The 14,094-nt window shown below is 65.2% G+C and carries 10 protein-coding genes; 2 read left to right on the plus strand and 8 right to left on the minus strand.

Annotated features, from left to right (window positions below):
* Positions 1–371 precede the first annotated feature (371 nt).
* Complete coding sequence (locus V5A20_RS09830) at positions 372–3,638, plus strand: FG-GAP-like repeat-containing protein (RefSeq protein ID WP_332327237.1); 3,267 nt, start codon at positions 372–374, stop codon at positions 3,636–3,638.
* 22 nt (positions 3,639–3,660) lie between these two features.
* On the opposite strand, the gene phoU is transcribed toward V5A20_RS09830, so the two are convergent.
* From phoU to V5A20_RS09860, 6 genes are all read right to left on the minus strand, one after another.
* Entirely contained in the window at positions 3,661–4,398 is a 738-nt protein-coding gene (gene phoU / locus V5A20_RS09835) for a phosphate signaling complex protein PhoU (protein WP_332315295.1), read from the minus strand.
* Between the two features lie 47 nt (positions 4,399–4,445).
* The gene (gene pstB, locus V5A20_RS09840) at positions 4,446–5,330 is read right to left on the minus strand and encodes a phosphate ABC transporter ATP-binding protein PstB (RefSeq protein ID WP_332315296.1); all 885 of its coding nucleotides are present in this window, start codon (positions 5,328–5,330) and stop codon (positions 4,446–4,448) included.
* 45 nt (positions 5,331–5,375) lie between these two features.
* Positions 5,376–6,263: a phosphate ABC transporter permease PstA gene (gene pstA / locus V5A20_RS09845; protein WP_332315297.1), complete on the minus strand. Its 888-nt coding sequence runs from the start codon at positions 6,261–6,263 to the stop codon at positions 5,376–5,378.
* 87 nt (positions 6,264–6,350) lie between these two features.
* Positions 6,351–7,310, minus strand: a complete 960-nt coding sequence (gene pstC / locus V5A20_RS09850; protein WP_332315298.1) for a phosphate ABC transporter permease subunit PstC — start codon at positions 7,308–7,310, stop codon at positions 6,351–6,353.
* Positions 7,311–7,352: 42 nt separating this feature from the next.
* On the minus strand, positions 7,353–8,417 hold the full coding sequence (locus V5A20_RS09855; RefSeq protein WP_332315299.1) for a PstS family phosphate ABC transporter substrate-binding protein: 1,065 nt from the start codon (positions 8,415–8,417) through the stop codon (positions 7,353–7,355).
* A gap of 99 nt (positions 8,418–8,516) precedes the next feature.
* Positions 8,517–9,227 carry a response regulator transcription factor gene (locus tag V5A20_RS09860; protein ID WP_332315300.1) on the minus strand — a complete coding sequence of 237 codons (711 nt, stop codon included), beginning with the start codon at positions 9,225–9,227 and terminating at the stop codon, positions 8,517–8,519.
* Positions 9,228–9,678: 451 nt separating this feature from the next.
* Here V5A20_RS09860 and V5A20_RS09865 point away from each other — a divergent pair, with 451 nt between their 5' ends.
* Positions 9,679–11,001, plus strand: coding sequence for an MATE family efflux transporter (locus tag V5A20_RS09865; protein WP_332327241.1), 1,323 nt, complete (start codon positions 9,679–9,681; stop codon positions 10,999–11,001).
* A gap of 13 nt (positions 11,002–11,014) precedes the next feature.
* On the opposite strand, the gene V5A20_RS09870 is transcribed toward V5A20_RS09865, so the two are convergent.
* On the minus strand, positions 11,015–11,791 hold the full coding sequence (locus tag V5A20_RS09870) for a porin family protein (protein WP_332315302.1): 777 nt from the start codon (positions 11,789–11,791) through the stop codon (positions 11,015–11,017).
* Positions 11,792–11,931: 140 nt separating this feature from the next.
* Positions 11,932–14,094 (minus strand): DEAD/DEAH box helicase (locus V5A20_RS09875; RefSeq protein ID WP_332327242.1); only part of this gene is annotated, 2,163 nt, incomplete at its 5' end.

Genomic DNA, 14,094 nt, shown 5'->3' on the forward strand with positions numbered 1-14,094 from the left:
GTTGACGCGAGTGGGCTGTCCAGCGGGGCGTACGTCGTGCAGCTGCGGGCAGAGGGGCGCACGCAGACACAGCGCCTGACGGTGGTTCGCTAAGTTCAAGGCTCCATGGCCGTGTGCATGGCCGCTTTGACACGAGAAGCGCGCACGTCTTTCGATCCCTGGCTCCTAATGGACCACGGGCTCGTGGCGAATCACAGTTGAGTTCCCGTGGAGATCTGCCCGCTAAATGCGCCTTTGAGGCTGGCATCTCAGTTGACGCCCCACGCCTGTAGACGCCCCTTGCGAGGCTGCCCTTTCTTGAGAAAATGCCCGGCCCATGTGACCGATGGTTCTTTTCTCTCTGAAAAGTCAGGTGCTGCATTTGACTCGTGATGGTTCGTTCCTCACCTCTCTGGTTCGTTCAGGGCGCACTCATGCTCGTGGTACTTGGAGTCTTGGGCCTTGCGCATCCGACTCGGGCTCAATTTGAGCCCCTCAACGTCAACCTCGACGGCGTGGCGGGGGGCGATGTGGCATGGGCAGACGTGGACGGAGATGGCGACCGTGATCTCCTGTTGATTGGCAACGAGACGGGCGACCCGGAAAATGTGCAACCGTCGGCTACGCTCTACGAGAATCAAGGGCAGGGCACCTTTTCCCCAATGGATGCGGGCGTGACCGGTGTCTCGGTCGGGTCGGCGGCATTCGGCGATTTCGACGATGATGGAGACCCGGATCTCGTCATCACGGGCAATGAGGGAGGGTTCTCCGCGGAAAACCTTCCGGAGAACTCAGCCCGGATCTACGAGAACGAAGGAGGTGGCACCTTCACGCCGCTGAATGCGGCCATCGAGGGGGTCACGGTCGGGGCGGTCGACTGGGGAGATGTGGATGGAGACGGCGATCTCGACCTCGTCGTGGCGGGGAACGTGGGGGGCGTAGGAAACTTGTGTCCAGATTTGCCCCCGATCATTACTCCCCCCATATGTGATGATCCGGATCCGTCCATCCGGATCTATGAAAACGAAGGTGGGGGCTCTTTCTCACAAATTGGCGCCGGGATCGAAGAAGGGGTCGCGCTCGGCGCGTCGACTTTTGGCGACATCGACGACGATGGAGATCCCGATCTCGCAGTCACGGGGGCACAAGGTAACTTGGATACTCCTCAGCCCTTCTCGGCTGTTTACGAGAACGACGGAACCGGCACCTTCACGCAGCTCAACGCGGGCATCACGGATGTCGCGGGGCGCAGTGCGGCGTGGGCCGATGTGAACGACGACGCGAGCCTTGACCTGATCGTGGCCGGCGTCGAGGCAGACAGTACGCAACGAACGCGGCTCTACCTAAACGATGGAGACGGCGGCTTCTCGGAGTCCGAAACCGGCCTTGAAAATGTCGCCGCCGGGGCCATTTCGCCCGCCGACGTGGACCTGGACGGCGACACGGACCTTGCCCTTTCGGGGCGCGACACCACAGGCGCCCCGGTGGCAACAGTCTACGAGAACGACGGGACGGGCCAGTTTACGCCGTTTGACGCAGGCCTGACGCCCGTAGAGGGAAGCGCGGCGGCTTGGGGGGATGCCGGGGGAGACGTTGCGCCAGACCTGGCGCTCGTGGGGCGGGACGCCGACTCAACGGCCACGGCGACCCTTTACGAAAACCAGCTCGGGGGCATTGCGGAGGCGCAGCTGATTCACAATGCCGCGGATCCGGCGGCCGACACCGTCGACGTTTACTTCGGAAATGAGCGAGCCTTCGACGACATCGCGTTCCGGTCTGCGACGCCGTTCACCGCGGTTCCGTCGGGGCTGGACATTGAGGTCGGCGTTGCGCCGAGCGGCTCCGATGGGCCGGGCGACGTCGTCGCCTCGCAGACGCTGACGTTCGACGCTGGCTCCGCCTATACGGTCGTGGCCAGTGGGGTGCTCGATCCGTCCGAGTTTGCGGACAACCCCGACGGGAAACCGATCGCGTTCGAGTTCTTGGTCGAGCCGGAGGCCGATACGACCGCCCCCGACGGCGAGGTACGCCTCCGGGCCGTTCATGGGGCAACGGATGCCCCAACCGTCGACATCGAAGACAAAGAGACGGCTCTGTTTAGCGCGTTGGACTACGGGGCCATCACGCCGGACTACGTGTCGGTTGACGCCGAGGACACGCGCTTGGCGGTGACGCCGAGCGGCTCCGACGACCCACTTGCGGCGTTTCAGGCAGACCTGTCGGTGCTAAGTGGACTCGGAGCCACGATGCTGGCGAGCGGGTTCGTCGATCCGACGGCCAACCAGGACGGGCCGCCCCTTCGGCTGATTGCGGCACGGCCGAACGGGGAAGTCACAACGTTTCCTCCCAATCAGGCCCCCACGGTTGCCGCCCCCCTGCCCGACGACACGCTCAAGACCCCCGGTCCCTCACTGCAGTTGGTTGGCCTGGGCGTCACCGTCTTTGACGATCCGGACGGGGACGCGTTGACGTTTTCGGCCGCGTCGGACAATGCGTCCGTGGTGGACGTGGTCGGGGATGCCGCGCCGGTGCTTCTTCAGCCGGTCGGTACAGGCACCGCCGAAATCACGGTCACGGCGAGCGACGGGGTGGGTGCCGCGAGCACCTCGTTCCAGGCAACGGTGGAAGAACGAGAGGGCGACGAGCCGGTGGCGGACGCCCGGGCATTGATCAATGCGTCGGCGGAGAGCCTGGCACTCGACTTTGGGGATACGGGCAATAGGGTCGTCCCCGTCGGGATCGACGGAAGTGGCACCATTGAGGCCCGGCGGTTTGACGAGGCGCCAGACAGCACGGAGGGCATCGAAGAAAAGAATGTGAGCCAGTATCGGGCGGTGATTGCCACGGACGGCGGTCTCGACCTCGGGGACAATACGGAGGTTCGGTTCCCGGTCGAAGATTTCGACGGCATCGAAGATCCGACGCAGGTGACCGTCTACAGCCGCCCCATGCCGGGGAGCGGGACGTTCGAGGCCCTTCCGACCTCTGTGGACGAGAACGGCACGCCCGGGGATCTCACCGACGACGAGATTGTCGCCATGACGGGCGCGTTCAGCGAGTTTGTGCTGGCAAGCGACACGCAGCCGCTTCCGGTGGACCTTGCTGATTTCACGGCGACCCGGAGTGGAGAGGCAGTCATTGTGCAGTGGGCGACGACCCGCGAGACCAACAATGCGGGCTTTCGCGTCCAGCACGAGCAGCCCAACGGCTGGCAGGACCTCGACTTTGTCCCGAGCAAGGCCGGCGACGGGACGACGGGGCAGGCCCAGTCTTACCGCTACACGGTCGACCGGGACCTGGGGCCGGGCACCCACCGCTTCCGGCTCGAGCAGGTGGACCTCGATGAGACGACGGCCCTCAGCGACACGGTGCAGGTGGAGGTGGGGATGGAGGGGGCGCTGCACCTGAGTGCGCCGGCCCCGAATCCTGCCTCTGAGCGGGCGACGCTCTCCTTTGCGGTGCAGGACGGCATGGAGGCGGACATCGTGATGTATGATGTCCTGGGGCAGCGGGTGCGCACCCTGTACGAGGGTCGGCCGCCGGGGGGAGAGGCGAAGCGGCTGACCGTGGCAACGGGGACGCTGCCCAGCGGGGTGTACGTGGTGCGGCTCCGGGCGGGAGGACAGACGCGGACCGAACGTCTCACCGTCGTGCGGTAGGGACGTCCCCCACCGCGGGGAGCTACACCTCGTCCCTAAACGACGTTCCCGCTGAGGATTCGTCGAGGGGCGGGGAGGTTGGCGCGTCGGGGTCGTCTTGAAGGCCCCGATGCCGGAGGTCTTGGCCCTCCACCATGAAGACGATGCTTTGCGCGATGTTTTTTGCGTGGTCGGAGATGCGCTCCAGCGCCTTGCTTACGGTCAGCAGGTGGGCAATGACCTCGGACTGCTCGTGCCCCTCCTCGCACATCTCCACGAGGGTTGCGAAGGTTTCTTCGTGCAGGCGGTTGACCTGCAGGTCTCGAGCGATCACCTTGCGCGCCTTCAGCCGGTCGTTTTCCAGGAAGGCCATCTCGGCCTCCCGCAGCATCGTGCGGGACATGTCGGCCATCTTGGGGAGTCGTGTGTCGGCGAGCAGCCCCGGGGCGTCCGCCAAGTGACGGGCGTTGCGGGACAGGTTGCGGCAGTGGTCCCCAATGCGCTCAAAGTCGGTATTGATCTTCACGGCCATGATGAGCATGCGCAGGTCCACCGCCACGGGCGAGTGAAGGGCAAGGATGCGCTCGCACTGCTCGTCGATGCGCAACTCGAGGGCGTCGACGGCATCGTCCCCGGCCACGACCTCCTCCGCGAGGTCCACGTCGCCCTGCAAAAGGGCATTCATCGCGTTTGCGAACTGTTCGTCGACACGGTTGGCCATGTCGGCGATCAGGCCGCGTAGCGACGCCAGTTCCTGGTCGAGAGACGATCGGTTGGACATGTCCGAGCGGAAGAGGGGCAGTACTGAAAAGAGAACGGAAAGCGACGCTACCCGAAGCGTCCGGTCACGTATGCTTCCGTGCGGTCTTGTTCGGGACGGGTGAAGAGCTGATCCGTCGGGTTCATTTCGATGAGCCGGCCCATGTAGAGAAAGGCCGTCTCGTCGCTGATGCGGGAGGCCTGTTGCATGTTGTGAGTTACGATCACGATCGTGTAGTCCTGCTTCAGCTCCGTGATCGTCTCTTCGATTTTTGAGGTGGCGATGGGGTCCAGGGCGCTGGCCGGCTCGTCCATGAGCACCACGTCGGGCTGCACGGCGAGGGTTCGGGCAATGCAGAGACGCTGCTGCTGGCCCCCACTCAACTCGAGGGCACTGCTGTGGAGCTGGTCTTTGACCTCGTCCCACAGGGCGGCCTGGCGCAGAGCTCGTTCTACGAGGGCGTCGAGGTCGCCGGTGTAGCCGTTAATCTCGGCGCCCCACGCCACATTCTTGTAGATGGTCTTCGGAAAGGGATTGGGCTTCTGAAACACCATGCCGACCCGTCGGCGCACCATCACCGGGTCGGTGTCCGCCGCGTAGATGTCCTGCCCGTCCACGTGGATGGTCCCTTCGAGCGTCGTGCCCTGAATGAGCTCGTTCATCCGGTTGAGGCACCGGAGCAGCGTGGACTTGCCGCAGCCGGAGGGCCCAATGAGGGCGGTGACCCGGTTGGGCTGAATGTCCATGCTAATGCCCTGCAGGGCGTGGGTGTCGTCGTACCAGAAGTGCAGGTCTTCGATGTGGAGCTTCGGCTGCACCGTCGGGGCGGCAGGCTCGGACGCGTCCACTTCGCCCTCCGAGGCCTCGGGGGGATCGAGGCGCCCGTTGGGGGACGGAACGTCGGGAGACGTTTGTGAAGGCGGGGCGTCGTCGGTGGACTCGTCGGTAGGCATGGCGGGCACAGTCGGTCGTGCGAGCAAAGTGGGAGTGCGGCGGCCCTAGGTGCCGGCGCGGCGCTCTTCGAAGTAGTTGCGAAGCAGGATGGCCGTCAGGTTCATCGTGAACAGGAGAATCATAAGGATCACGATGGCGGCGGCCGCGAGGCCCTCAAACTCCGACTGGGGCCGGGCCGTCCAGTTGAAGATCTGAATCGGCAGCGCCGTAAACTGATCCAAGGCCCCCTGGGGCAGGAAGGGAACGAAGGTGAGCGCGCCGATCAGAATGAGGGGGGCCGTCTCCCCGATGGCCCGGCTGAGGGCGAGAATGACGCCGGTAAAGATGCCGGGGGCCGCCATTGGAAGCACGTGGCTGTAGATGACCTGCCAGCGCGTGCCCCCGAGGGCGTAGGCGCTTTCCCGGATGCCGCTCGGGATGCTTCGGAGAGCTTCCTGGGTGCTGATGATAATGATGGGGAGGATGAGAAGACTCAGCGTCAGGGCCCCGGCCAGGAGGCTCTGGCCCAGCGCCGCGAAGCGGACGAAGAGGGAGAGTCCCAGAATGCCGTATACCACTGAGGGGACGCCCGCGAGGTTGGCGATGTTGATCTGAATCAGCCGCAGGAACCAGCCGTCCTGGGCGTACTCCTCCAGGTAGACGGCCGAGGCCACGCCGAGCGGCACCGAGATCAGGGCGGTGAGGCCCATCAGCCACAACGAGCCGAACAGAGCGGATTTGATGCCGGCCTCCTCCGGGAAGCGCGAGGGAAAGCTTTGAATGAACTGGCCGTCGAGCCAGGGCCGTGCCGAGAAGATCACGTCCACGAGGAGCGTGATGAGCACCACGACGCCGAAGATCGTGGCCAGGAAGAGAATGCCGGCCAGAATCATGCCGACGCGCTTGCGGCGAGAGCGGCGGGTCTGAAATGATCCGTTCGGGGAAGGCTCCATCGGGGGGAAGGGGACGAATGTTCGGCGGGTCGAACGGGCAGCGGCGCGGGCGTACAGGCGAACGGCGCCACCCTCGAATGCGGGGCGTCAGTATTCTTCCTGGTAGTGGAGGGTAACCCGGTTGGCAAAAATGTTCAGGGCGAGGGTGATCAGGAAGAGCACCAGTCCGACGGCGAAGATGCTCTGGTACACGATCGTGCCCTGGGGGGTATCGCCCTTGCTCACCTGCACAATGAACGCCGTCATGGTCTGGATGGATTGCGTCGGGTCGAGGGTGGCCTTGGGGGTGGCCCCTGCCGCCAGCGTCACAATCATCGTCTCGCCGATGGCGCGACTCACCGCCAGGATGAAGCTGGCCATGATGCCGCTGAAGGCGGCGGGCACGTTCACGCGGACCACCGCCTCGTACTTCGTGGCGCCGAGGGCGTAGGCCGCCTTTGTGAGGCTGTCGGGCACGGCCTGGAGGGCATCCTCGCTGAGGGAGGCCACCATCGGGATAATCATAATGCCGACGACGATGCCCGCGCTGAGCGCGTTGTATACGCCAAGGCCCGGAATAAAGGCCTGGAGCAGTGGTGTCACGAAGGTCAGGGCGAAGTAGCCGTACACGACGGTCGGTACGCCGGCCAGGAGCTCCAGGCTTGGCTTTAGGGTCTTCCGAAGCCACCGGGGGGCGTATTCCGAAATGAAGATGGCACTTGCCAGGCCCACCGGCAGGGCGACGATCGCCGAAATGACGGTCACGAGGAGCGTACCGGCCAGCAGGGCCCAAATGCCAAAATGCTTCTCCGAAAACTGCGGCGTCCACTGGGTGTCGCCGAAGAACTCGGTGAGGGCCACCGTTTGGAAGAACGGAATGGACTCAATCACCAGTACGGCCGCGATGCCCAGGGTCGTGAGCACGCTAACGAGCGCGCACGCCCCTAGGGCGTACTTAATGAGCTTCTCCTTCGGGCTGTCGTAGACCTGCTGCCGAAGGTCCTCAGCCGGACGTTCCGCAGCCTTCGGGTCACGCTCTTCCGTCGGTGTAGGGGCGGATGTGCTCATGGAGGGGAAGCCTGGTCAGGACGCTCGCGAGTGGACCCGATCTCACTCAGTAGCCGTCGTGTCGGACGTGCTCGAGCCCCCGGCCGCCGTGCGGAGCATCTCTTCCACCCGCGTGCCCGTCGCGTCTACGCCCTCTTTCCCAAAGACCGTTCCGGTCGTTCGGTTTTGGAGGCGCTGAAGGGCGAGGTCGTACGCCTCGTCCGGCATGGCCACGTATCCAACATCGGCGGCCAGTTCGGCGGCGTTCTGAAGGTAGAACGTGACGAACTTCTCGACGGTCGGGGTGATCTTGGCGGGATTAACGTAGATGAAAAGTGGACGCGAGAGGGGCCGGTAGCGGCCGCTGTTCACGGTCTCGGCACTCGGAGTGACGCAGGAGGCTCCGCTGTCCGGGCCGTCCGGGTCGACGCCCAGGGCGGTCAGCTCCGACACGTTGTTCTCGTAGTACGCCAGTCCAAAATAGCCGAGGGCCGTTTCCGTCCCGCGAATGCCCTGCACGAGCACGTTGTCGTCCTCACTCGCGGTGAAGTCGGAACGACTGGCGCCCGACTCGCCCACAATCGCCTCCGTGAAGTAGTCGTAGGTGCCGCTAGCGGTGCCCGGCCCGTACAGGTCCAGGGGCCGATCGGGGAAGGAGGGCCGGATCTGGGTCCATCGGTCAATCGAGCTGCTGGGCTTCCAGATCTCGCGGAGCTCATCGGCGGTCAGACAGTCGACCCAGTCGTTCTCCGGGTGGACCACGACGGCCAGCCCATCGTAGGCGACCGGAATTTCGATGAACTCGATGCCGGCTTCCTCGGCCTTCTCCATCTCATTCGGGGCGATGGGGCGGGACGCATCATTGATGGCCGTCTCCCCACGCAGAAATTTTGAGAACCCACCGCCGGTGCCACTCACGCCCACGTTTACCCGGGCGCCCTGACTGTCCTTCATAAATTCCTCTGCCACGGCCTCAGTAAGCGGAAAGACCGTGCTGGACCCATCGATGCTCACCGAGTCGACCGATCCCCCGCCGCAGCCGACCAGCGTGACTACCAGTGCGAGGGCCCCGACGAGGGCGGGGAGAGACAGTGGGGGACAGGAAGAAGCAGTCCGCAATTTGGGCATCCTATGAAAGATAGGGTAGGTAGAATGGCGGTGGTGGATGGGCTGCATGAATCATAACGCTCATTTGGGCCAAGAGAAAGCCCTCAGGCTCCGACGAGACTACTCCTTCATCCGGTAGCCGACGCCCTTGACCGTCTCGATGTACTCGCTGCCGATTTTCTCTCGAATCTTTCGGATGTGCACGTCTACGGTCCGGTCCACGACGTAGACGTCGCGCCCCCAAACCTCGTCGAGAATCTCTTGACGGGAGAACACGCGGCCGGGGTGGGAGGCCAGAAAGTAGAGCAGCTCGAATTCCTTCCGGGGAAAGCGCATTTCCGTCTCGCCGTCACCATTTTCTTGGTAGACGAGATAGCGGTCCCGGTCCACGCGTAGGTTGTGTACCTCAATCTGATCAGGGGGATCTTCGTAGCGGTGGGCGCTGCGCAACAGGGCCCTGGCTTGGCTCACGATGACGGACACGGACACCGGCTTCCCGAGGTAGATATCGGCGCCTACGTCGAGGCCCCGCACCTTGTCGTCTTCCTCGTTTCGGGCAGTGAGCATCATGATCGGAATGGTGCGGAGGTGCGCATCCTTGCGCAGCTTCTCGCACACCTCGATGCCGTCCATCTTGGGCATCATGATGTCGAGGACGATGAGGTCCGGCTCGTGCTCGCGGGTCTGCTCGATCGCCTCTACGCCGTCGCGCGCGAGGACCACCTCGAAGCCCTCCTGCTTCAGATTGTACTCCACAAGACTGAGCAGGTCTTCCTCGTCGTCGACGACAAGAATCGTATGTCCCTCTGTTCCGAGCCGCTGTTCCGCCACGATATGGAAGACTGTCCGCCTCGAAGAATTTGTAACGCTCATTTCTACCCTCCAATCCGCATGGCTGTTGTTATCGAACTATTATCATCGGTTCCCAGCGACACCCCTTTGCGAGTTTTTTGCGGGGGAGCGGCGCACGCGTGCCCTGGGTGGGGCGATCTGAGACGCTGACAACAAACCCCCACCGCAGAAGGGGGCAACAGAAAACGCCCCTCCCGGGCACGAGGCCCAGCCGGTGGCGCTTGGGGAGAGCGAAGGGCATCGGCGCCGAAAAATGAGGGAGCCTCAAATGAGGCTGCGAGGGGCCGTCTATGTCAAAGCGAGCGGTCCTATGGCCTGCCGGTGAATTATAGACAGATGGTCCGTGCACCAGTGCGGAGGTGAATCTATCGGTGGCTGGGCTCGTGGGGAGGAGCGAATTTGTCTCCCAGTTGAGCACCCGTTTGGTTCGGTGAATCTGACCCTCACGAGTCCCCACGATCGCGAGATTCTAGACCTGGCGGTACCGGCCCTTGCAGGGCTGGCCGCGGGGCCCCTCGTCTCGCTGGTCGATACGGCATTCGTCGGGCAATTGGGCCGCGTGCCCCTGGGGGCCCTTGGGGTGAACACATCGATCTTTTCGATGACGTTCGTCGTTTTCAATTTCCTTGCGTACGGCACTACACCGCGGGTGGGGAAAGCCGTGGGCAACGACGATCGGAAAGAAGCAGGGCGCGTGGTGGTGCGGGCCCTTATGCTCGCGGTTGGGGCGGGGATTGTGGCCCTCGGGGCCCTCCAGGCCCTGGCCCGTCCCATCCTCATGCTCATGGGAGCGGGGGACGAGCTCATGGCACCGGCCCTCTCCTATCTGCGCATTCGCGCGCTGGCCGGGCCCGCGGTGCTTCTCATCACGGCCAGCCACGGGGCGTTTCGGGGCTACCAGGACACCCGCACGCCGATGGTGGTGACGCTCGGCTTCAACGTCGTCAACGGCGGCCTCGACCCCCTCTTCATCTTCGTTTTCGACTGGGGGCTGGTGGGGGCCGCGGCGGCCACGGCCATTGGACAGTGGGTGGGGGCGCTCACCTTCCTGTACCTGCTCCTCCAGGCGCGGCGGGACGAACTCGGCATCGAGCTTCGGTGGCCGGACCCGCACACGCTGGTGCCGTTTCTGAAGGTGGGGCGCGACCTGTTTTTGCGAACGGCCTCGCTGGTGGGCACCATGACGCTCGCGACGGCCATGGCAGCCCGCGTGGGGGTCACGGCGGTAGCGGCCCACCAGGTGGCCGCCCAGCTCTGGACCTTTCTTGCCCTCCTCGTCGACGCGCTGGCCGTGGCGGCGCAGGCCCTCGTGTCGAAGCACCTCGGGGCGGACGACCGAGAGACGGCCTGGGAGGTGTCCCACCGGCTGGTGCAGTGGGGGCTGGCCGTGGGGGTGGGACTTGGGCTCGGGTTTTGGGCGCTGCGGCCCGTCCTGCCCGGCTTCTTCACGGACGACCCGGAGACGGTTCAGGCGCTGCTCGACGTGTACTTCTTCGTGGTCGTCCTGCAGCCCCTCAATGGGCTCGTCTTCGTGGGGGACGGCCTGTACATGGGCGCGGAGGCGTTCCCCTACTTGGCCAAGGCGATGATCGGGACGGCCCTCGCGGCGGCCGTCGTACTGCTCTTGGTGAACCCGATGGGCTGGGGGCTTGTGGGGGTGTGGTGGGGCATCACGACGCTCATGGTGGGCCGCCTCGTGACCCTGGCGGGGCCGTACGTGCACGGGGCCCTGTTTGCGCACCGAAGCGAGTAGGAGAACGTCGGCCCTACAAGAAGGCCTCCAGAGGAGCGGTGTACGAGAAGCTGGCGGTGATCACGTCGTGGCGAAGGGCAGAGGGAGAGGCGGACAGCGGGAACCCCTCTGCGTTCGTCGAGGGGGGCAATGCATTCTCGGGGTTGGAAAAGACGGAGCGGAGGCCCGGGTTGTACCGAAGATTGATGCCCAGGCGGCCGCCTGCTCCGATCCCGTATCCGAGCCCCGCCCCAACGACGAGTCCCACGTCCCAGCGTCGCAGATGGCCGGAGTCCATGAGGTCGATGCGGTCTTCGAACGTGCCCTCCGCGGAGCGGGCGTTGCGCTGGACGGTGCCATCGAGGGCGAGATCGATGGAGAGGCCTGCGGTGGCGTGCGCGGACAAACGGCCCCGAATGGGCAGTGCGCGTCGCCCCAGCAGCAGGCCCTGCACGTAGGACAGGCGGTACCGCTCCACGGAGTAGCGCTCGGTCAGCGGCTGGGAGAAGTGCCCGCCTTTCTGGGTGTAGAGCAGTTCCGGTTGGAGCGACAGCACATCGGTGAGGGGGACGTCCAGAAAGGCCCCGGCGTGCAGGTCGAGGCGCGGGTTTGCGTTGGTCGGGCCTTGCCCCCCGGCAAAAAGACGTGCGCCGTCACTCAGAAAGCCAAACGTGGGCCCCGTGCGGAGTCCCACACGTGCGTCCTGCGCCGCTGCGCGGGGGACTGAGTTTCCGACGAGGAGGCAGGCCCCCGCTAGAAGGGCGACCGCGAGGGCCCGCGTGGAGGGGGGGAAGAGAAGGCGGGGAGGCATTCGTGGGACGGGCGGCATGATACGATTGGGGTTCTCTCCCGAACGGCGGCGGCCCGTGAGAGGGCATGTTCGGGTGCCTGGGGGGCACATCTTCAGCGAAGGAAGGCCCGGCACCGTGCAGGTCCCGGGGCCCTCAAGAATTACGAGGACGGGGGGCCAGGCGACGCGAAAGGATCGCCCCAGTCGACGTCGTCGGCCGTCCAGGCATCCTGGGTCGGGGTCTCGTCCACCGGGTCGGCATCTGGAGGGGGGGCGGAGCGGGTTGCATCGTCGATGCTGTATCCGGTGGCTTCGTCGACATGGGTAAGCAGGGTGTCGCGAACGTCCGGCACATGCTCCTTGGCCTCCTTCAGCGTGGCGAGGGGCCACGCGTTGCGCCCGTCCGTCTCGTCCTCGCGGCCCATGGCGGCGTTGAGGCGGCGGTGCAGCATGCGGATGATGACTTCAATGTTGCTCGTCTCGTCGCCTGTGCCGATGGCCCCCACGAGGTCGTCGCCTTCGGGAATGTCGAGCCGGTATAGAATCGTGCCCGCGGCGCGGCGGACGGCGTGGTTTAAGATTTTGCGGTAGGCGTGCCGCTCGCGGGCGGGTCGGTTTGGGGGAGGCGGCAGGTCCTCGTCGCCGAGCGGATGATTGCGCTCGACGATCTCCTGCCTGATGTCGTCGGCCTCGGGCACGTCGAGTCCTTTGTCGCGCAGGTTGTCGAGGGCCTCCTCCATGGCGTCGAGGTCTTCCTGCGCCTCCTCCGCCTCCGTGCCCTCCACCGGCAGGTACGCGTCCACGTCGAAGCCCTCGATCTCCTCGCTCGTCACCTCCGCCGGATCGCTGTCGCTGCGGTCCCGCGACGGGCCCTCGTCGGATTCGTTCGCCCCGCCTTCGTCATGCGCCTGCGCCCAGGCGTCCAGATCCGCCAGCACCTGGGCCTCTTCCGTCTCGTGCTTGAAGTACTGCCAGTGGTGCTCCTGGTTGAGTCCGGCGTGGGCCACGACGTGGGCAAGGTTGTCGGTGGGGTTGCCGTCAGGGAGGGCGCGGAGGGCGCGGCCCACGAACTGGGTGTACGGGGCCACGGAGCGGAAGGGCCGGAAGAGGGCGGCGATGGAGATGTGCTTGTTGTCGTAGCCCTCGCCGAGAATGCCGACGTGCACCATGGCGTCAAGGTCGCCGTGCTCGTAGGCGCGGAGGCGGTCTTCGCGTTCGTCGGTCGTCATGCCGCGGCTGGCCACGAACGAGGCGTCGATCCCACGGCCCCGGTACAGGGCGGCCACCTGCTCGGCGTGCCGGATGGAGCAGGCCGCGGCGAGAATCTGATGCCGCTCGCTGCCGCGTCGGGTCTTGGCCTGCAGGAGCTGGACGCTGCGGTCCACGATGGTTTCGTTGCAGACGTCCGACAGCGCCACCCCCCGCGAGAACCACGTCTCCTCGCGCAGGTCCATAATTTCCTCGCGGGCGAACGACCGCTCTTCGTCCTCCACGGTAAACGTCATCTCGGACGCCACGGCATTCACCCGTACGATGTTTTTGACGTACCCGGCGCTGATGGCGTCGGCCAGGCGGTAGCGGTAGACCGGCTCCGCGCGGATGGGCTGCTCGTCGCTGCGGAAGGGGGTGGCGGTGCAGTAGATCGTCTTCGCGTCGGGGAAGGCCGCATCGATGTTTTGCCACGAGTCGGCGGGGGCGTGATGCGCCTCGTCCACCACGATGAGGTCGAAGAAGTCCGACGGAAAGAGGGGGAGCCATCCCTGCATCTGCTGCACGTTGGTAACGATGACGTCCGCCCGGCGGCAGTCCTCCTCGTTCACACGGCCCCGTTCCAGCGCGACCACGCGGGGCAGGCGGGCGTCGGTGGGCAGCACGTCGCAGAAGTGGTAGAAGTTGTCGGTGCCGCTGAGGGTGCCCTCCGCCAGTCCGTCCTTGATTGTGAGATTCGGCGCCACCACGAGCACACGGCCCTCCGCAATTCCGAACGGCGCGCAGGCAATGAGGCCGCTCTTGCCACAGCCGGTGGGCAGGACGACGATGGCGGGCAGGGTCGTGGGGCGATCCGCCTCAAAATAGTCGCGGAGCGCGATGTATCCTTCTTCCTGCGGCGTGCGCAACTGCTCGTTGCCGACGATGCGGGCGTCGGTCTCCCCGAAGTAGCGTCGGGTGTCCTCGTGTTGCTTCTCGTGGTGCCTGCGCAACTGATCGGTCCGCTCGGTTGCACCCGCGCCCTTCGCCTGATTGCACTCGTGGCAGAGCGGATCGAGGTTGAAAACCACATGCTCACCGCCCTCGCTGAAGGCCTCGCGATGGTCGAGGTGTTT

The organism is Salinibacter sp. (assembly GCF_036626415.1).
Taxonomy (GTDB): domain Bacteria; phylum Bacteroidota; class Rhodothermia; order Rhodothermales; family Salinibacteraceae; genus Salinibacter.

Coding starts and splice junctions, on each gene's coding strand:
- V5A20_RS09830 (WP_332327237.1), top strand. CDS start 372: ATGGTTCGTTCCTCACCTCTCTGGTTCGTTCAGGGCGCACTCATGCTC.
- phoU (WP_332315295.1), bottom strand. CDS start 4,398: ATGTCCAACCGATCGTCTCTCGACCAGGAACTGGCGTCGCTACGCGGC.
- pstB (WP_332315296.1), bottom strand. CDS start 5,330: ATGCCTACCGACGAGTCCACCGACGACGCCCCGCCTTCACAAACGTCT.
- pstA (WP_332315297.1), bottom strand. CDS start 6,263: ATGGAGCCTTCCCCGAACGGATCATTTCAGACCCGCCGCTCTCGCCGC.
- pstC (WP_332315298.1), bottom strand. CDS start 7,310: ATGAGCACATCCGCCCCTACACCGACGGAAGAGCGTGACCCGAAGGCT.
- V5A20_RS09855 (WP_332315299.1), bottom strand. CDS start 8,417: ATGCCCAAATTGCGGACTGCTTCTTCCTGTCCCCCACTGTCTCTCCCC.
- V5A20_RS09870 (WP_332315302.1), bottom strand. CDS start 11,791: ATGCCTCCCCGCCTTCTCTTCCCCCCCTCCACGCGGGCCCTCGCGGTC.